The sequence below is a fragment of the Mucilaginibacter agri genome, assembly GCF_009928685.1.
In the GTDB taxonomy this organism is placed as follows: Bacteria; Bacteroidota; Bacteroidia; order Sphingobacteriales; family Sphingobacteriaceae; genus Mucilaginibacter; species Mucilaginibacter agri.
Genome location: NZ_WWEO01000036.1, coordinates 1 through 18965 on the forward strand (window position 1 = coordinate 1; position 18965 = coordinate 18965).

The following is an 18965-nucleotide window of genomic DNA, read 5'->3' on the forward strand; positions in this document are numbered from 1 at the left end:
TCTCGCTCCTTTTAAACCCGTTTCGCTTCCGGTTTTTCAACCCTCAACTCAACCCCTTCCTTCCCGACTTTCTAAGAACTTTCGCTCCCTTTAGAAGCGGCTGCAAAGATGAACATCTTTTTTCTTTCTTGCAAGCTTTATTTAGCTTTTTTGAAATTATTTTTTGTCTCTTTTAATTCTTAATGAACAACCCTCGCTACTCGTTTGCGGGGTTACAAATGTACATTCTTTTGCAGCATTTGCCAAAACAAATTTTGCATTTTTATGTACGTTCATATAACTCTCTGAAAATTAACACATACAACAGCTAAACCTTTTCCATCGTAATACATTTAATACGCCCTGAAGAGTAATTTGTATCTTTGATGTATATATGGATAACCTCATTTTTCCTGAAAATTTCCTGGATGACTTGGCAGAAGCGCCGGGTTTCGACCGTGAAAACTTTGTAAAAGCGCATCAATTAGTTGCTGCTCCTACCTCGGTACGCATCAATCCCAATAAAAAAACATCGTTTGCCAATGCGCAACCAGTGCCTTGGTGTAAAGATGCCTACTATTTAGCCGAGCGTCCATCGTTCACTTTCGATCCATTATTTCACGCGGGTAGCTATTATGTACAGGAGGCATCCTCTATGTTTATAGATACTATTATGCGCCAGATTAAAACGCTTACCGATGAAGAAACTTTAAAAGTGCTAGATCTATGCGCCGCGCCCGGCGGTAAAAGCACCCTGCTAGCTTCGACATTGACTAACGAAGATCTGCTTGTTGCCAACGAAATCATCAAAACCCGTGTACCTGTGCTCACCGATAATTTAACCCGTTGGGGAAATCCTAACGTTATCGTTACTAATAATGACGCAAAAGATTTTGGTAGACTGCCGGGCTTTTTTGATGTGGTATTAGTTGATGCGCCCTGTTCGGGATCGGGCATGTTCCGTAAAGATACGGCAGCTATGGACGAATGGTCGGAAGGGAACGTTAAACTTTGCCACCAGAGGCAGGAACGCATACTGGCGGATGTTTATCCGGCACTGAAAGAAAACGGTTACCTTATATATAGTACTTGCTCTTATTCGGTTGAAGAAAACGAAAATATATTGGATTGGCTTTGCGAAACCTTCGACCTGGAATCCTTACGTATTAATATAGATAGTGAGTGGGGTATTGTGGAAACGCAATCTGTAGCACACAAGGCTTGGGGTTATCGTTTTTATCCTGATAAAGTTAAAGGTGAAGGCCTGTTTGCCGCATGCTTAATTAAGAAGGAAGATACTGGTGGCATGTCGACCCATAAAGCCAAGTTTCAGAAATTAAATCCAAAGGAGATTGATCCCCTAAGATCATATATAAAGGATAGCAGTAATTATCACTTTTTCAAAGTAGCCGACGACTGGTTGGTAATACCCGACATTCATCGCGATAGCATGCTGACTTTACAAGACAGGCTATATATTAAAAAATCGGGCATCCGAATCGGTAAACTGGCTGGCAAAGATCTGATTCCCGATCATGAGCTGGCTTTAAGTCTCATTATTAATAAAGACGTTTTTCAGGAAACGGAACTAACTGAAGACCAAGCCATCGCTTACCTCCGACGTGACAATATAGATATGGAGATTACACAAAAAGGATGGAGTTTGATGACTTATAAAGGTGAGCCACTGGGATGGGCAAAGTTACTGCCGAGCAGGATTAATAATTATTACCCGAAGGAGTTGAGAATATTATCCCAAGCCCCCCTGCCCCCTAAAGGGGGAGTTGAATAGCATTATTCTAGCCTCACCCCAGCCCTCGCCGTTGGAGAGGGAATTTTTTAGGGGTTTGGGCTTAGCCTTGATTCTTGTCTCTCGAATCTTGCTTCTCTTCTTTAATATTCTCCTGTCGATAACATCACCAGTGTGCAAGCAGATAAAGTTTCTATCCCTTTCTCTCTCGCCATTCTTCGAAGTTCTCCGTTCTCAGTTCCGGGATTAAAGATAATCCGTTTGGGATGGGTGGCTAAAATATAGTCGTATAGCGGCGGTTGGTTTTGCGGGCCAACATACAGGGTAATAGTATCTATATCGCTATGGATAGCTTCGGGTTTCTCAATTTCTACGCCGGCAACCTCACCGGTTTTTATTCCTACGTTAACAATGCTGTGCCCGCTGCGTACCAATCGGTTAGCAGCAAGGTAAGCGTAACGGCTGGTATCGGGCGTTGCACCCAGTACTAATGTTTTTTTATCGGCCATAATATGTAATACATCAAATATCAGGCCTATCACCCATTTCTGTGTCGCCCTAGTGTAAAACGCTGTAACAGAAAATGGTTAGTTTAGTCTATCAAAAATAATTTCAATTATTTAAAATGTTATTAAACCTCAATCGTCTTCTCTACTAAACGAGAATACATTGGTTACTACAGCCCTGATGCCCGAAGATAAAAACAGTCATACACTTAATACCATCAAAGCGTATGGTAAAAGTCTGTTGGCTTTTATCCGCAAAAGGGTGAAGAATGACGCCGATGCCGAAGACATTCTGCAGGATGTATGGTATCAGTTTAGCGCCGTGGTAAATGCAGAGCCAATAGCCGAAACGGGTGCATGGTTATATAAGGTTGCACGCAATAAGATAACAGACAAGCATAAAAAGAAATCGGAATCATTATTAAGCGATTTGTTTGGCAGCGATGATGAAGACGACGAGAGTGTAACCCAGGATCTGGAATCAATTTTATTACCAGATACCAACACGCCTGAAAATGCTTACATGAACCAGTTGGTTTGGGACGAAGTTTTCGCCGCGCTCGACGAATTACCTGAAGAACAAAAGCAAGTGTTTATATGGCACGAATTGGACGATATGTCTTTTGCGGAAATGACTGACCTCACAGGTGTGCCCATCCAAACATTGGTATCGCGCAAGCGATACGCGGTTTTGCACCTACGCAAACGGCTTAAAGTATTGTATGACGAGATTATAAAAAGTTAATAGAAAAAATTAAAGACATGAAAAGAGTATTTTTTGAAGGACCTGCGAGGTTCATATTTTTCCCCATAGCTGCGGTGGCGTTTTTATCGCTCATCAGTTTTGTGGTGATGCAGTTATGGAACCATTTACTGCCCGACATTTTGCACGTTACCGCCATTAACTTCTGGCAAGCAATGGGGATATTTATTTTGAGCAAAATTTTATTTGGATTTAGCAAAGGCGGTAGAAAATTCGGTCCGGACGGTGCACCATGGATGATGAGAAAACGCATGGGAGAACGTTTCAAAAACATGACACCCGAGCAAAAGGAAGCTTTTAAAAGAAAAATGAAAGAACGGATGTGCGGATACAAAGGCCAATTTGGCCGTCGCGGATTTGATAATTTTTGGGTTGACCTGGACGAGGAGGAAAATGTTAAGCCAGAGGGCGACAAAACACAAGAACAGAAAGAGTTTTAACAGCCATAGATATTAAACAGCTTTTTATGCAAGTATTGGTATTTAAAACAAGCGTAACCAAAAAGCAACAGGTAAGTAAGGTACAAACCTTGCTTACCTCCATTCCGGCCATTGTAAAATGGAATTTTGATCTGGACGATTGCGACAGGATTTTGCGTGTGGTTAGCAATCAACTATCGCCGCGATATGTTGAATCAGTTTTGCAAACGGCAGGCTTTAACTGCCAGGAGCTGGAAGATTAACCGTTTATAATACGGGTGAGCAAAGCTATTTGCCCGGCATGATAAACCTGGTGCTCAATAAAACCATCTACCAATTCGGCGTAGGTGGTTACCGGTTCGTTACCGCGGGTATCATTAATAGGTTGGTCCCATTCATCTGCCGGGAAATTTCGGATCACATTTACCAGGTTTACATTAACCAGTTTAAAATCTGACACCCAAAGCTTCCATTTTTCTTCATCGGGAGCGCCGGGAGGGGGCCAATCGCCGCTTACGGGGACGCCAGCCGGCACGCCATTCAGACGGTCCATTACCTCTTCTGTCCAGCTGAACATGTGGAGCACGATTTCCGCAATATTATGCGCCGAGTGACTTGGCTTCTCAAAAGCGGTTTCGAAAGTTACCCTTTCCATAATCGTATATATAGGCGTACCATACCAGGGCTCGCCATATAATACATTGGTTAACTTTTGCTCCAGTTTTTCGGCTGTTGTGCTCATTAGTTTAAAGATTTAAATGCCGCGTCGGCACAGTTGATACCATCAATCGCAGCAGAAATAATGCCACCTGCATAACCAGCACCTTCGCCGCACGGAAATAAGCCTGCAATTTGCGGATGCTGCAGCGTCTGCTTATCGCGTGGCACTTTTACCGGCGACGATGTGCGCGACTCTACCCCTACTAATATGGCTTCATTAGTATAATAACCCTTCATTTTTCTCCCGAAAACCGGCAATGCCTTTTGCAGCCGCTGATGGATCCAATCAGGTAGTACATTAATTAGGTCGACACTTTTGCAACCGGGTAAGTACGAATTAGAGGGCAGATCTTTAGAAACCCGACCTTCCACAAAATCTATCATCCGTTGAGCGGGTGCTACCAAATTGCCGCCACCGGCAGTAAATGCCAACTGCTCTATCTGATGCTGAAAATTGAGCAAACGGAACGGATCATTTTCTCGCCCCGGTACATCCTCCAAATTTATCTGCACTACCGTGCCCGAATTGGCAAAAGGATTATTTCGCTTTGATGGGCTCCAGCCGTTAACCACAATTTCGTTATGGTCTGTTGCGCATGGGGCAATGATACCTCCCGGGCACATACAGAATGAGAAGACACCTCGGTTATCTACCTGCTCTACCAAACTGTAATAAGACGGTGGCAGATATTCTCCCCTATCAGCACAGTGATATTGCGCCTGATCTATAATTTGTTGTGGATGCTCTATACGCACACCCAACGCAAATGGCTTGGCTTCTATTAATATATTTTGGCGATGCAACATCTCGAACACATCACGTGCCGAATGGCCGGTTGCCAGGATCACTGCCTTAGAATGCAGTTTCTCTCCCGATGAAAGCTCAACGCCTTCTATCTTGTTAAAATTAACCAACAGGTTTACCACCCTGGCATCAAACCTAACTTCACCCCCAGCATTTTCAATGCTTTCGCGCATGGCTGTAATAATTTGCGGCAGTTTATTGGTTCCGATATGCGGGCGGGCATCTACCAAAATATCTTCGGTGGCGCCGTGGTCGGTAAAAACTTTCAGTACTTCATTTACATCGCCCCTCTTAGTCGAGCGGGTGTAAAGTTTACCATCAGAATAAGTCCCTGCGCCGCCCTCGCCGAAGCAATAGTTAGAGTCGGGGTTAACCAAGCCCTGTTTGTTGATATTGGCCAAATCGCGACGACGTTGTTTTACATCTTTACCACGCTCCAATACAATAGGTTTTAACCCTTGCTTAATACATTGCAAAGCAGCAAACAATCCAGCCGGACCGGCACCTATAATAATAACGGGGCGGGCATCTTTAACATCAGGATAAGCGATTACCTGATGCTCCTGTGGCATCGGCTCATTTATATATGCACGAACCTGCATCCTGTAAACCACCTTGCGACCGCGTGCATCTATAGATCGCTTGAATATTTTAATATCGGTAAGTTGCTGTACAGGTGTTTTCAGCGCAGCGGCTGTTATAGATTTTAATGCTTCGGCATCTTCATGCTGTTCGGGTAAACAGACGATCTCTACTTCTTTGATCATGATACATTGCCGGGTTTTTATCCCGGATGGTGCAAAGTTAAACAAAATCATATTTGTGCCGGTACAAAAGTGTACGGGCGTGTACGCTTACTGTACGGTAGCGTACGGTTTCAATTGTCATTTCAATATTACACCACTGAATATCAGTTAATTACATAATTGGTGTCGTAATTGGCATAGGGTATACATCAAACCAAAAATGCCATGATCGCTGAAATGAGTTTAAATAGAATTTGGGAAGGTTGCAAAATCAACGACCGTAAACAACAAGAGTTGCTATATAAAGTATTAGCCCCAAAAATGCTTGCCGTATGCATGCGCTACACCACCGACCGGGACGAAGCGCAAGATGTAATGCAGGAAGGCTTTATCAAGATATTTAAAAATTTGCACAACTACCGCGGCGAAGGTAGCCTCGAAGGATGGATCCGCCGTATTATGGCGCACACTGCTATATCTCGCTACCGCAAATTAAAGCCAATAATGCTAACTGAAGATATGTCTGAAAACAGTGTGCCCTGCTATACATCAGAGCAGAATAATAATGTAGACGCCAAGGAGTTGATGAACATCATCCAACAATTGCCAGGCAATTATCGCTCTGTATTTAACCTGTATGCTATAGAAGGCTATTCGCACCAGGAAATAGGCACTATGCTGGGTATTTCAGAATTATTATCCCGCACTACCCTGCACCGTGCCCGTGGTATCCTGAGAAAAAAAGTAACTCAATTAGAAGCTTATCAGGCTAACTAACCTATAGTGTTATATTAAGTTATTTGCTGGTTCAGCATAAGTATTTGTTGGACACGAGCGTCACGCTCACGGCAGCACTGGGAATAGAAAAGCCCAGCACGGCGACTGGGCCTGTTGGAGATTACAAATTCTTAATATATTGTTATTTACAGAAACTTACTTAATAACCCCATACCTAATATTATGAGACCAACTCCCCCAAACATTAATTTGATGTCGAATCCTAACCTATCCTGAGTTCCTCTTCCAAATGTTTTAATTTGTAGAAATAGAATACCCGCGCCTAATAAGACACTGGCAATTCCGCCAAGAATGTATATTATAATCATGTCCTATAAGTTAATTGTGCTTGTTACTGAATTTCAGTTTTCGCAAGGTCTCTCGTAGAAGCACTTGCACTTAGGAAAGTTAAGCACAACGCTGGGTCCTCCACGAGAGACCCTGCGACGACGAATTTAGAATAATTGCCTGAATGGACACGAGCGATACGTTAGCGCAAGCACGGGACTTTGCTTTTTTATAAATGCTCTACAACTTTGTACTCACCCTTTTTTGAGATAGTCAGATATACTTCTTTGCCTATATCTGTTGTAGGAATAGCAATTGAATATGCTAATACTATTCGATTGCTATCTTTGTTTTCTTTTGACAAAATAGGCATTAAAAGTATACTTCCATATTTTTTTAGGTTGCCATCAAAGTTGTCAGTAAAATAAGGATTGAAATCCGTTGCCTTAAACTGTTTATTTAGAACGGTATCTTTTCCATTTACAAATACAATATTGGTTGCAAAAGGGTGTGTTACAAAATCATTAGAGCTTTCCTCATATGATTTTGGCACTGTTAAAGTGCTATTTGTCAAACAATAGTATTTTAAAATAAGATGAAGGCTATCTGTTCCACTAATCAATGTGGTATCAATCCGTTCTACTTTGACATAGTTATTCGCTATACACTGTCGTTCTTCGCTTTGTGATGGATCCTCCTGCTCACTGTCTGGTCGATCCCCAAGAGCCATTTGCGCATCAATTGCTTTTTGCTTTTTTATTGAATCATCAAAGGATTTAGATGTATTTGAAGCTTTGTTAGTTAATGAATCTCTTCCAGCATTATTCGATTTGCTATTACAACTTGTTAAAACGGTTAATAGTACACCTGTTAATCCTATAAAAAGTTTATTCATATATTCATTTAACTGGCCTTAAAGGCAATCCATAACTCCCACGGTGCTTACGCGAGCGTACTTGAGTCCATTTAAGCAAGTAACGCCTAATTAACTATGACCATAAGGGGTTAAAGATTCTTTATTTTCTAAATTACTTATGGCTACTGCCCCTTATGCTGGCGCGAGCGTGCCACTCGTATTCATTTCGGTTTAACGATATTTAACACCTATTTTAAGTCTTTTACGATTTTTAATGGTTTTAAATAATAAATTGAATCATTCGCCAGCAACAGGAAACTGCTTCGCTTAGCTTTATTATCACCATTGCTTATTATTACTTTATATAAACTGCTGTCGACAGTAACCAAGGTCATAAAATTTCGAAGATTAGTTTGCTCTTCAACTTCATGAATAACAGAATTGATTTTTTCTTTAGTATAAGGTTGAGCTATAGCCTTGAGTTTATGCTTAAGCTCCTGGGCTAAAATGGTTTGAAAACTGGGCTCATAAGTTCCTCCCGTCGGTTCCGGTTCATAATGTACCTCATTAAGGCTATTGATATTACAGGAACGCTCGCCATTAATTTTTCCCAAATAAAAAAAAGCTACAGCATTAAATAAAAGTAATCCCACCACTAACGTCAATCTGACATTCCAGCGGCTTAATTTTTTAATTGCCATAGCTACTTTTTTTCTTCAAGTACTTACATTTTATTTATGGCTGCTACCCATATAAAACACCAGCTCGCCACCATTAGTAATATCACTATGCTTTATTGTAAGACCATTAAGTGGCTTACCATTGAGAGTCATCTTCTGGATGTAAACATTCTTGTCGCTTTGGTTTTTCACAACGATGGTAAAGGTTTTCCCATTATCCAGGTTAATAACGGCATTATTAATTGCCGGGCTACCGATTGAGTATTCGTCAGACCCTGGGGCCACCGGATAAAAACCGATGGTACTGAAGATATACCAGGCACTCATTTGACCAGTATCATCATTACCACCTAAACCATCAGGCGCTGGTCCATACATTTTTTTCAGGATCATACGGATGCGCTCCTGTGTTTTCCAGGGCTTGTCTGTCCAGTTATATAAATAGGCTACGTGGTGGCTTGGCTCGTTACCATGTACGTAGTTGCCGATAATACCATCGCGGGTAATATCTTCGGTCTCAGCAAAAAACTTATCCGGCAACTGCATGGTGAATAGTGAATCCAGATATCTAACTACTCTTTTATTACCGCCCATTAATTCAATCAATCCTTTTGGATCTTGCGGAGCAAACAGGGTGTAGTTCCATGAGTTACCTTCAATAAAGCCCTGGTTAATGGTTGTCAACGCATCAAAGTTTTTGCGGAAGGTACCATCAGCGAGTTTAGGGCGCATAAAGCCAACCTTAGGATCGTATACGTTTTTATAGTTCTGCGAACGTTTGATAAACTCTTCGTAAATATCATTACGGTTTAATTTCTTAGCCAGTTGAGCGATAGCCCAATCATCATAAGCATACTCTAAGGTTGACGATACCGAAACCCCGCTCCTCTCGTCGGGGATGTAGCCTTTGTCCATGTACTCGCCTATTCCTTCATAATCTCGGTGACGGGCGGTGGCAACGCAGGCATCAAGTGCTTTGTTAGCGTCAAAATCAACATTCCCTTTAATTACGGCATCAGCAATTACAGCAACACTGTGATAGCCACTCATACACCAGTTTTCGTTGCCTGAGTTTGACCATACAGGTAGCATGTGCTCGGGGCTTTGGTCGTAATGTTTCAACATCGAATTCACCATGTCGGTATTACGTTTTGGGTCGATGATGTTAAACAGCGGATGCAATGCGCGGTAGGTGTCCCATAAAGAAAAAGTAGTGTAATTGGTAAAACCATCGGCCTTGTGTACGTTTTGATCCAGTCCTTTATAGTTCCCGTCCAAATCCATATAAATGGTCGGGTTGATCATGGCGTGGTACATTGCCGTATAAAAATTCTGTTTCTCGGCAACACTTGGCGACTGGATTACAATTTTATGCAGTTCGTTTTCCCATTGCTTCTGTCCGGCTTCTTTAATCTGGTTAAAATCCCAACCCGGCGCTTCGGCTTTCATATTGGCTAACGCGCCATCCATACTTACCGGCGACAGCGCTACTTTGATCTTTACTTTCTCTCCTTCGCCTGTTTTGAAATCAAACCAGGCTTTGATTTGCTTTCCGGCTATCTCGGGGAAATTTTTGTTAGCATTGAATTTTCCCCAGAAACCGCGGTACACACTTTTAGTATCGTAATTTTTAAATCCATGTGCTATGAAAGCTTTAGAGAACGACATGGCAAAATAGAGTACGCGTGTACGCGCCCAGCCATTGGTTTGCCTGAAACCGATAACCGTGCTATCATTAACTACCCGTAAATATGTCCACACATTTTTCTCCGGATAGTTATATATCCCGGCCATCATATCCAGTATGATATGCGCATCGTCCGCTTTAGGAAAGGTGTATTGATGTACGCCTACACGGGTTGTTGAAGTCAATTCGGCAGTAATGTTATGATCGTCGAGCTTTACCTTATAATAGTTGGCTTCGCTTACCTCGTTCTGATGCGAGAATGCCGAGCGATAACCGCTCAGTGGTTTATCTGCTGTACCGGGGTTTAATTGCAAAGCACCAGTGGTTGGCATAATTAATATATCGCCCAGGTCCGAGTGCCCGGTTCCACTAAAGTGGGTATGGCTGAACCCTACGATTGTTTTATCGTCATACTGATAGCCGGCGCAGTATTTATACACGTCGGGGTTATATTTTCCGTTCAGTACATAACTTGGGGTATCAGTTTCAGGGCTTAGTTGCACCATACCAAAAGGCACGGTAGCACCCGGATAGGTATGGCCCATACGCTGCGTACCTATAATAGGCTTTACATATTGAACCAGGTTTTCATTTTTTACAGTCTGTGCGTTTACAGCCATGTGGCCCAGCACCATTGTTATCAGCAGCAGCTTTTTCTTCATGAGGGTAACTTGTGCGCCAAATATAAAACTTAGTGCCAAGTATTAATGTATGTATATTGCCAATATGTCATTACATTTAGGTAATGTAACAACGGTATACAATTTGCATCTAATCACTAAATTCAAAAAAATAAAATCAATCTAAGATGAAACGATTATTAACAGCAATATTTGTGGTAGTGGCTGCTATGTCATTAAGTTCATGCAGTTACAATAGTATTGTTAAAATGGACGAAGAAAGCAAAGCAAAGTGGGGTACTGTACAAAGCCAGTATCAGCGCCGCGCAGACTTAATTCCCAACCTGGTATCTACCGTTAAAGGTGTTGCCAATTTCGAAAAAAGCACCTTAACAGCAGTTACCGAAGCCCGCGCCAAAGCAACTTCTATACAAGTTGATCCAACCAAGTTAACTCCCGAAACTGTACAGAAATACCAGGAAGCGCAAGGCCAGTTAAGTACTGCCTTAGGTCGTTTATTGGTAGCATCAGAAAACTACCCTAACTTAAAGGCTAACGAAAACTTTACTGCCTTACAGGCACAGTTAGAAGGTACAGAAAACCGCATCAGCGTTGCCCGTATAGATTTTAATAATTCTGTACAGCAATACAACAGCAAGATTCGCGAATTCCCGGCTAACTTAACTGCTAAAATGTTCGGTTTTGTGCCTAAAGGATACTTCCAGGCAGATGCAGCTTCGCAAGCAGCGCCGAAAGTAAGTTTCTAATTTAATGATAGAATGCTAGAGTGATAGAATGAGTATTGCGCATTCTAACATCTACTCATTCTTTCATTCAAAATTGAATAATTCACTCATTCTATCATTAAGTTATGGACGTATTTAACGACGAAGAGCAGCAACAAATCCGCAAGGCGATTGAGTCTGCCGAGAAAAATACATCGGGAGAGATAAGGGTGTGTATCGAAAAAAACTGCAGTGAAGAAGTGCTCGACCGTGCTGCCAAATACTTTTACCAGCTGGATATGGAAAAAACACGGCTGCGTAATGGCGTACTGGTTTACCTGGCTACTGTAGACCGTAAGTTTGCCATTATTGGCGACGCCGGTATTAATGCAGCCGTACCGCCCGATTTTTGGGATGAAACCAAGAACGAAATGCTGGAGCAGTTTAAACAAGGCAATTTGGTAGAAGGTATAGTTGTTGGTCTTAACCGCGCTGGTTTGCAGCTGCAAAAATACTTCCCGTATCAGTTAGACGACAAAAATGAGCTACCTGATGACATCGCCTTCATGGATGGCAATTAACCCCTATTATCATGTTTAAGAAATTATTACTGGTTTTTGGCCTTCTATTATCCTGCTTCCTTACCCGGGCACAGGAATTTCCGCCGAAACCAAATACATTGGTTGCCGACTTTACCAACACCCTTTCTGAAAGCGACAAGCAAACTTTAGAAAACAAACTGGTTGCGTTTGACGATTCTACATCTACCCAGGTAGCGGTTGTACTTATAAAATCAGTCGGCGACTACGATATCAACGAGTATGGCACCATGCTTGGCCGCAAATGGGGCATTGGTCAGAAAGATAAAAATAACGGCATATTGGTACTCGTTGCCATAAATGACCGCAAGGTTAGTATACAAACCGGGTATGGCGCCGAAGGCGCCTTACCAGATGCTATTACAAATCAGATCATTCAGCAGGATATTAAGCCATACTTTAAAAATGGCGACTATTTCGGCGGCTTAAATGTAGCTACAGATCATATTATCCAATACACCAAAGGCGAATACAAAGCCGATCCGAACAGGAAAAAACACAACGGCAAAGATACCGGCGGCGGCAGTGCCGGCTTTATCATCATCATTGTAGTGTTTATACTTATTATAGTATTCAAAAACCGCGGAGGCGGTGGTGGTGGCGGCCGGATCATAGGCAGTCGCGGCGGCGCCAGTCCGCTATGGTGGTTCCTGGCCGGCAATATGCTAGGCAACAGCGGCCGTGGCGGTAGCGACTGGGGAGGCTTCTCCGGCGGGGGCGGAGGCTCTGGCGGCGGAGGTGGCTTCGGCGGTTTCGGTGGTGGCAGCTTCGGCGGTGGTGGTAGCAGCGGAAGCTGGTAGCTTTTTAGAGTCAAGAGACAAGAATCAAGACAAGCTCATCGTTGCACCTTAATAAGACTTAGAAATTCATAACCTTGTAATTATTGAAAGGTGTCTGTAATTTAACAGGCACCTTTCTTTTTTTATTCACACATTTGCGCATACAATGATATCATACTTAATGAAAGATCTTACCTGGAAAAAACTGTCATCTACGTACGTACATAAAGGCCCTTGGGCTACCCTCCGTCAGGACAAATGCGAAATGCCCGATGGCCGCATTGTTGAAGACTACTTTGTGCTCGAATACCCTAACTGGGTAAACGCAGTAGCCATAACCGAAGAAAATAAAGTTTTGATGGTTCGTCAGTACCGCCATGCAGCAGGCATCGTTTCATTAGAAATCCCCGGTGGTGTAATTGATGGCGACGAAGCTCCCGAACATGCCGTTAGACGCGAATTATTAGAAGAAACCGGCTACGAATTTGATAAGGTAGAATTTATCGGTTCTGTATATCCTAACCCATCTACTGCCAATAATATTACTTACGGTTACCTGGCTACTGGTGGCAAAAAAGTAACCGGCCAATCTTTAGATGAGCATGAAGAACTGATTGTAGAAGAGTATACCATTGAAGAAGTAAAGCAGTTATTGCTAGACCATAAAATACCACAGGCGTTGCATTGTACAGCTCTGTTTTATGCTTTGATCAAGTTGGGGGTGCTGTAGAGCAATACCAAACCTTTTTGAAGCGTTTTTATTATTTAGTATATTAGTGTTGTTATGAAAGATATACTTGACATACCACGTACTGCCATGGAAGTATTTGAACTACTTCCGGAAGGAACTGCTTGTGAAGTAATCGATAATACACTTTACATGTCGCCTTCACCTACAACCAATCACCAGGAAATTTTAGGAAATATCTTTGCCGAAATTCATTACCATATTAAACATCGAAACTTGGGAAAAGCATTTATGGCCCCTTGCGATGTTTATCTTAATAATGGACAAAACGTAGTGCAGCCAGATATCCTGTTTATCAAAAAAGACCGGGGAAATATTATTCAGACTAAAGGCGTATACGGTTCGCCCGACCTGATCATTGAAATTTTATCTACCAATAAAATTCATGATCAGGAAAGAAAATTGGAATTGTACCGTCAAAACCTGGTTCCCGAATATGTTATTATCGACCCTGAAACCAAACAGGTTTGGCATTATATTTTGATTGGCGGTAAGTATTCTGAGAAAATCGGTTCAGATCATAAAAGCTTGAATCTGGAACAACTCGATTTGGTGCTATCCTTTTAATTATTCCGGGCAATTATCTTTAAGCCGGGTATCAACCACGTAAATAATCTTCCAGCCTGCGGTGGTTTTCATCAATTGAAATGAATCAATACCGCAATGGCTGAACTTGTCGCCGCGATAAAACTTATAGGGTGCCCATACACTGGCGAGGTTACCGTTTATTTTTATTTCTTCGATACTTACCCGTTCGTCCCATACATCCGGGTGCGGTGTCCCGATGGCTTTGGCAAAATCCTGAAGCGTCTCTCCGCTAACCAACTTGGTTTCGCCCGCAGCAGAAGCAGAGATCGAATGAAATACTGCTTTTTTATCAAATGCAGTCTTAAGCAAAGTACTATCACCTTTGCGCATTCCATCAAAAAGAATACTAATAGTTTTTTTGATAGCCTCTTTTTCGGCGGACTGATCTTGAGCGGCTACAGCCAAACTCATACCGAGCAGCACCAGGCTTAATAATACTTTCATAAAACCAAGTTAAACAAAAAAGCCCCGCAAAATGCGAGGCCTCTGTTATTTGGGTTCGTAATTGGTTACGACATTTTCAGTTTCTTTTGAATATCGGCTACGTAACCTTTAAATTTCTTGTCAGTATCAATCAGGTCTTCTACAGTTTGGCAAGCATAGATCACAGTAGAGTGGTCGCGGCCGCCGAAGAAATGACCGATTGTTTTAAGTGAACTTTTAGTGTGTGCTTTAGCCAGGTACATCGAAATCTGACGGGCCTGTACAATTTCACGTTTACGGGTTTGTGATTTAAGCATCTCGATAGGCACTTCAAAATACTCGCAAACCAGGCTTTGAATATACTCCATCGAAATTTCTTTGGTCGAATTTTTAACAAAATTCTTCAGCATCTGCTTAGCCAAAGCCAAATCTATCTCCTTACGGTTAAGGGTTGATTGCGCCAACAGCGAAACCATTGCACCTTCCAGCTCACGTACGTTATTATCGATATTGTGTGCTACGTACTCAATTACATCGTTAGATAGTTCGATACCATCCTGATAGATCTTGTTTTTCAGGATTGCCATACGGGTTTCCAGATCAGGGATCTGCAGATCTGCTGAAAGGCCCCATTTAAAACGCGATAACAGGCGTTCTTCTAAACCAGCTAGATCTTTAGGCGCTTTATCTGAAGTGATGATCAGCTGCTTACCGGATTGATGCAAGTGGTTAAAAATGTGGAAGAAGAAATCCTGTGTTTTTTCTTTACCGGCAAAGTTATGCACATCGTCCATGATCAGCACATCAATAGCCTGGTAAAAATTAACGAAATCGTTAATGTTGTTATGCTTTAAGGCGTCAACAAACTGTTGGGTAAATTTTTCACACGATACATATAGTACCAGCTTATCCGGCAACGTGCGTTTGATCTCGTTACCTATTGCTTGTGCCAGGTGGGTTTTACCCAAACCAACACCGCCGTATATCATTAATGGGTTAAAAGAGGTGCCACCCGGTTTAGCTGCCACCGCATAACCTGCAGAACGCGCCAAGCGGTTGCAATCTCCTTCAACAAAGTTTTCGAAAGTGTAGTTCTGATTAAGCTGGGGATCTACATGCAGCTTTTTAAGCCCCGGTATTACAAACGGATTTTTGATGTCCTTATTTATAGAAATGGGGATCGGCATTGACTGATTTTTCGCCTCGGCACCGTTGCCGTTAGATGGCATGTTTGTAGTATATGGTTTACTTGATGAAGATTGCTCTACAACTATATTGTACTCTAAACGTCCTTCGTCGCCCAATTGTTTTTTTATGGTTTTACGAAGTAAGCCCACGTAGTGTTCTTCCAACCATTCGTAAAAGAATAAACTTGGTACTTGTATCGTTAAAACGCTACCATCAACCCTTAAAGCTTTTATCGGCTCGAACCAGGTTTTAAAGCTCTGGGCCGGGATGTTATCTTTAATGATCTGAAGACAGCTATTCCAAACGTTAGTACAAGTTTTTTCCATAAATATTTTAATAAAACACTGATTAGTAACCTACAACAAAACTTAGTTAGTGCCCGCTACGGAACATCGAATATTCAAAAAATTAGCGGATTAAAAAATTAAATTTTTTAATTTTTTTTAACACCAATTTAATGTTATACTTATGTCAAAAACGCCATTTCCAAAGCGTATGGGCACTTTTTCAAGAATCTTAACTTTTATGATTAATTCCAAGTTGGCTCTATTTTCCTATTAGGAAATTCAGGTACAAAAAAGAATAATTCACAAATGTTAATAACTCAAGATAGCAACTTTTGCACCGATTTTCGTTGTTTTTAACAACAAATTTACAAGTGCCTGAATTGGCAGTATTTAGGTTTTTTGGAATCGAAACGAACCTCAAAACTAGATAAAAAAACGGCCGATTTGTTTCTCAAAAGTGGTCACAAAACTACCTGATTTAATACTCACCAAACACAGTGCGCAATACATCGGCAATCTCTCCCAAGGTGGCGTAAGCTTCCACCGCCCTCAAAATGTGAGGCATTAAATTTTCACTTCCGGTAGCTGCAACACGAAGATCTGCCAACAACAGATCAACATCCCTTTGAACGCGTTGCTCCTTTAATTGTTTCAGCTTTTCTATCTGATGAATACGAATTGAATCATCAACCCTGAACACATCAGTTAGATGCGCTTCTTCATCAACAAATTTATTTACACCAACCAGTATACGTTCGCCGCGCTCTATCTCATTTTGGTATTGGTAGGCTGATGCAGCTATTTCCTGTTGCATATAGTCCTGCTCAATGGCTTTTACAGAACCGCCCATAGCATCTATTTTATCTATATAGATCTGGGCCGCTGTTTCTATATTGTTGGTAAGTTCTTCTATAAAGTACGATCCGGCAAGCGGATCTACCGTATCGGCGGCACCGCTTTCAAATGCTATGATCTGCTGGGTACGCAATGCTATCTTGGCAGCCTCTTCTGTAGGCAAAGAAAGCGCTTCATCGTACCCATTGGTATGCAGTGACTGTGTGCCGCCCAATACCGCAGCCATGGCCTGCGTGCTTACCCGTACTATATTGTTTAATGGTTGCTGCGCAGTTAGGGTTGAGCCACCCGTTTGCGTATGGAACCGGAGCTTTTGCGCCGACGGATCGGTTGCGCCTAGTTGTTTAGTAATATGTGCCCACATCCTTCGTGCAGCCCTAAACTTGGCTATCTCTTCGAAAAAGTTATTATGGCAATTAAAGAAGAATGACAAGCGCTTGGCAAATACATTAATATCAAGCCCTTTGCTTTGAGCAGCTTGCAGATAGGCTTTTCCGTTAGCTAGGGTAAACGCCAGCTCCTGCACAGCCGTTGAGCCAGCCTCGCGAATATGGTATCCCGATATCGATATCGTATTCCACTTAGGCAACTCGGAGCTGCACCATTCAAACACATCGGTAATCAACCGCATGGATGGCGAAGGGGGATATATATAGGTACCGCGCGCAGCGTACTCCTTTAATATATCATTTTGTATAGTGCCCGAAATTTGCTTTAGATCGGCACCCTGCTTTTTAGCCAATGCCACGTACATAGCTAACAGAATACTCGCTGTGGCGTTAATAGTCATGGAGGTAGTGATGTTCTGCAGGGTAATACCATCGAACAAAATCTCAATATCTTTTAACGAGTCGATCGCTACGCCCACCTTGCCAACTTCACCTTCAGCTAACTCATGGTCTGAGTCATAGCCGATCTGCGTGGGTAGGTCAAAAGCTACCGAAAGCCCGGTTGTACCCTGCTTTAGTAAATAGTGGTAACGCTGGTTTGATTCTTCGGCTGTAGAAAAGCCTGCGTACTGCCGCATGGTCCACAATTTACCCCGGTACATATCGGCCTGTATCCCCCGGGTGTATGGAAACTCGCCTGGCTGCTCGCTCCCCTCTCCTTTATATACAGGCTTAATTTCAATACCAGATGACGTGAACCTTTTTTCGGTCATAGATTTAGAAAATTAGATCAAGATCCTTTTTTACTATAGTGGCTGCAATATCATACGGATCTTGCTCCATTTGGCTTAGGTGCGCCAGTATAATTTTGCTGGCATCTGTACCGGTAGCTCCCTGAGGCAGTGTACGGATAATATTACCTATCAGGTTTATGGTATCGTCTTTTACTTTTTTTATAGTAGCCCATGCTTCGCTGCTGATATAGATCTGCTGGCTGATGTTATGCTGATACTCGTTACGGATATCGGCTAAAACCATGCTGTATAGCTCTTGTGGGGTATAGTCGGGTGCGTTAACACGAACCAACAGATTGGCCGGATTAATACGCTCTATGAAGAGCACCATGCGCTCGTAAGCCTGTAGGCGCAATGGCAGCACCTGGTTGCTGATAGCGCGTTTCATTTCGAGTATCTGGATACGCTCACTCCTTATAATATAGGGCTTAATAAAGTAAAAAGAAATGCCAACAACGCCCAGGCCGGCGATCAGATATTTTAAAATGTCGAACAGGTAACTGATAGAAATCATGGAAAAACTTAAAATGTTAGGTAACGGTCAAATAAAAGGTTACATCAACAAACATCTGCAATTTACCTTATATTTGTGTAGCTAAATTAAAATATAAGATGAGTACTGTTGTTGAAAATCTAGTGGCGCCAGTTACATTTACCGATGGTGCTGTAAAAGAGATAAAAAAACTAAAAGACCAGCAAGAAATTGGCGACGATTTTGGCCTGCGTGTTGGCGTTGAAGGTGGCGGTTGTGCCGGCATGAACTATATATTGGGTTTCGACCAGACTAAAGAAGGCGATAACACTTATTATATTGATGGTGTTAAGGTATTTATGCACAAAGCGCATGGCATGTACCTAGCCGGTATGCAGATCGATTTTCAAGATGGATTAAACGCCCGCGGGTTTACCTTTAACAACCCAAATGCATCAAGCACTTGCGGTTGCGGAACATCATTTTCGGTATAAAAGACTTGCTTTTTTAAGCATTGGCAAC

The 18965-nt window shown here is 42.2% G+C and carries 21 protein-coding genes; 11 read left to right on the plus strand and 10 right to left on the minus strand.

The features are described 5' to 3' along the window. The first annotated feature begins 373 nt into the window (after window positions 1-373). On the plus strand, window positions 374-1771 hold the full coding sequence (locus GSY63_RS02155; RefSeq protein WP_166584181.1) for a methyltransferase RsmF C-terminal domain-like protein: 1398 nt from the start codon (window positions 374-376) through the stop codon (window positions 1769-1771). 101 nt (window positions 1772-1872) lie between these two features. Here the strand turns inward: GSY63_RS02155 and GSY63_RS02160 are convergent, their stop codons facing one another. Continuing rightward, window positions 1873-2238: a CoA-binding protein gene (locus tag GSY63_RS02160; protein WP_166584182.1), complete on the minus strand. Its 366-nt coding sequence runs from the start codon at window positions 2236-2238 to the stop codon at window positions 1873-1875. 160 nt (window positions 2239-2398) lie between these two features. Between GSY63_RS02160 and GSY63_RS02165 the strand changes: the two genes are divergently transcribed. Genes GSY63_RS02165 through GSY63_RS02175 form a run of 3 tightly spaced genes read left to right on the plus strand, consistent with a single transcriptional unit; the run spans window position 2399 to window position 3680 of the window. Further along, window positions 2399-2980 (plus strand): RNA polymerase sigma factor, encoded by a 582-nt coding sequence (locus GSY63_RS02165; RefSeq protein WP_243749133.1) that lies wholly within the window; start codon window positions 2399-2401, stop codon window positions 2978-2980. 17 nt (window positions 2981-2997) lie between these two features. Further along, complete coding sequence (locus GSY63_RS24660) at window positions 2998-3438, plus strand: hypothetical protein (RefSeq protein ID WP_208094440.1); 441 nt, start codon at window positions 2998-3000, stop codon at window positions 3436-3438. Between the two features lie 26 nt (window positions 3439-3464). Continuing rightward, window positions 3465-3680 carry a hypothetical protein gene (locus GSY63_RS02175; protein ID WP_166584183.1) on the plus strand — a complete coding sequence of 72 codons (216 nt, stop codon included), beginning with the start codon at window positions 3465-3467 and terminating at the stop codon, window positions 3678-3680. Here GSY63_RS02175 and GSY63_RS02180 read toward each other — a convergent pair. Further along, complete coding sequence (locus GSY63_RS02180) at window positions 3677-4159, minus strand: DinB family protein (protein WP_166584184.1); 483 nt, start codon at window positions 4157-4159, stop codon at window positions 3677-3679. The genes GSY63_RS02175 and GSY63_RS02180 overlap by 4 nt on opposite strands. Further along, window positions 4159-5709, minus strand: coding sequence for an NAD(P)/FAD-dependent oxidoreductase (locus GSY63_RS02185; protein ID WP_166584185.1), 1551 nt, complete (start codon window positions 5707-5709; stop codon window positions 4159-4161). The genes GSY63_RS02180 and GSY63_RS02185 overlap by 1 nt, the downstream gene beginning before the upstream one ends. 216 nt (window positions 5710-5925) lie before the next feature. On the opposite strand from GSY63_RS02185, the gene GSY63_RS02190 reads away from it, so the two are divergent. Beyond that, window positions 5926-6465: an RNA polymerase sigma factor gene (locus GSY63_RS02190; RefSeq protein ID WP_243749134.1), complete on the plus strand. Its 540-nt coding sequence runs from the start codon at window positions 5926-5928 to the stop codon at window positions 6463-6465. Window positions 6466-6982: 517 nt separating this feature from the next. On the opposite strand, the gene GSY63_RS02195 is transcribed toward GSY63_RS02190, so the two are convergent. The 3 genes from GSY63_RS02195 to GSY63_RS02205 all read right to left on the minus strand — a co-directional run bounded on the left by GSY63_RS02195 (window position 6983) and on the right by GSY63_RS02205 (window position 10638). Continuing rightward, window positions 6983-7648: a hypothetical protein gene (locus GSY63_RS02195; protein ID WP_166584187.1), complete on the minus strand. Its 666-nt coding sequence runs from the start codon at window positions 7646-7648 to the stop codon at window positions 6983-6985. Between the two features lie 209 nt (window positions 7649-7857). After that, entirely contained in the window at window positions 7858-8310 is a 453-nt protein-coding gene (locus GSY63_RS02200) for a hypothetical protein (RefSeq protein WP_166584188.1), read from the minus strand. Window positions 8311-8340: 30 nt separating this feature from the next. Then, window positions 8341-10638 carry a GH92 family glycosyl hydrolase gene (locus GSY63_RS02205; protein ID WP_166584189.1) on the minus strand — a complete coding sequence of 766 codons (2298 nt, stop codon included), beginning with the start codon at window positions 10636-10638 and terminating at the stop codon, window positions 8341-8343. Between the two features lie 146 nt (window positions 10639-10784). On the opposite strand from GSY63_RS02205, the gene GSY63_RS02210 reads away from it, so the two are divergent. The 5 genes from GSY63_RS02210 (at window position 10785) to GSY63_RS02230 (ending at window position 14014) form a co-directional block, all read left to right on the plus strand. Then, complete coding sequence (locus GSY63_RS02210; protein WP_166584190.1) at window positions 10785-11363, plus strand: LemA family protein; 579 nt, start codon at window positions 10785-10787, stop codon at window positions 11361-11363. Between the two features lie 104 nt (window positions 11364-11467). Then, entirely contained in the window at window positions 11468-11902 is a 435-nt protein-coding gene (locus tag GSY63_RS02215; RefSeq protein ID WP_166584191.1) for a TPM domain-containing protein, read from the plus strand. Window positions 11903-11913: 11 nt separating this feature from the next. After that, window positions 11914-12720 (plus strand): TPM domain-containing protein, encoded by an 807-nt coding sequence (locus tag GSY63_RS02220; protein ID WP_166584192.1) that lies wholly within the window; start codon window positions 11914-11916, stop codon window positions 12718-12720. Between the two features lie 145 nt (window positions 12721-12865). Next, window positions 12866-13429 (plus strand): NUDIX hydrolase, encoded by a 564-nt coding sequence (locus GSY63_RS02225; RefSeq protein WP_243749135.1) that lies wholly within the window; start codon window positions 12866-12868, stop codon window positions 13427-13429. Between the two features lie 54 nt (window positions 13430-13483). Continuing rightward, on the plus strand, window positions 13484-14014 hold the full coding sequence (locus tag GSY63_RS02230; protein ID WP_166584193.1) for a Uma2 family endonuclease: 531 nt from the start codon (window positions 13484-13486) through the stop codon (window positions 14012-14014). Here the strand turns inward: GSY63_RS02230 and GSY63_RS02235 are convergent, their stop codons facing one another. The 4 genes from GSY63_RS02235 to GSY63_RS02250 form a co-directional block, all read right to left on the minus strand. Next, on the minus strand, window positions 14015-14479 hold the full coding sequence (locus GSY63_RS02235; protein WP_166584194.1) for a nuclear transport factor 2 family protein: 465 nt from the start codon (window positions 14477-14479) through the stop codon (window positions 14015-14017). Window positions 14480-14544: 65 nt separating this feature from the next. Continuing rightward, window positions 14545-15972, minus strand: coding sequence for a chromosomal replication initiator protein DnaA (gene dnaA, locus GSY63_RS02240; RefSeq protein WP_166584195.1), 1428 nt, complete (start codon window positions 15970-15972; stop codon window positions 14545-14547). 439 nt (window positions 15973-16411) lie between these two features. Further along, window positions 16412-17950, minus strand: coding sequence for an acyl-CoA mutase large subunit family protein (locus GSY63_RS02245; RefSeq protein WP_166584196.1), 1539 nt, complete (start codon window positions 17948-17950; stop codon window positions 16412-16414). Between the two features lie 4 nt (window positions 17951-17954). Beyond that, complete coding sequence (locus GSY63_RS02250) at window positions 17955-18485, minus strand: DUF7935 family protein (protein WP_166584197.1); 531 nt, start codon at window positions 18483-18485, stop codon at window positions 17955-17957. Window positions 18486-18583: 98 nt separating this feature from the next. Here GSY63_RS02250 and GSY63_RS02255 point away from each other — a divergent pair, with 98 nt between their 5' ends. Continuing rightward, window positions 18584-18937, plus strand: coding sequence for a HesB/IscA family protein (locus GSY63_RS02255; RefSeq protein ID WP_166584198.1), 354 nt, complete (start codon window positions 18584-18586; stop codon window positions 18935-18937). Window positions 18938-18965: the final 28 nt, after the last annotated feature.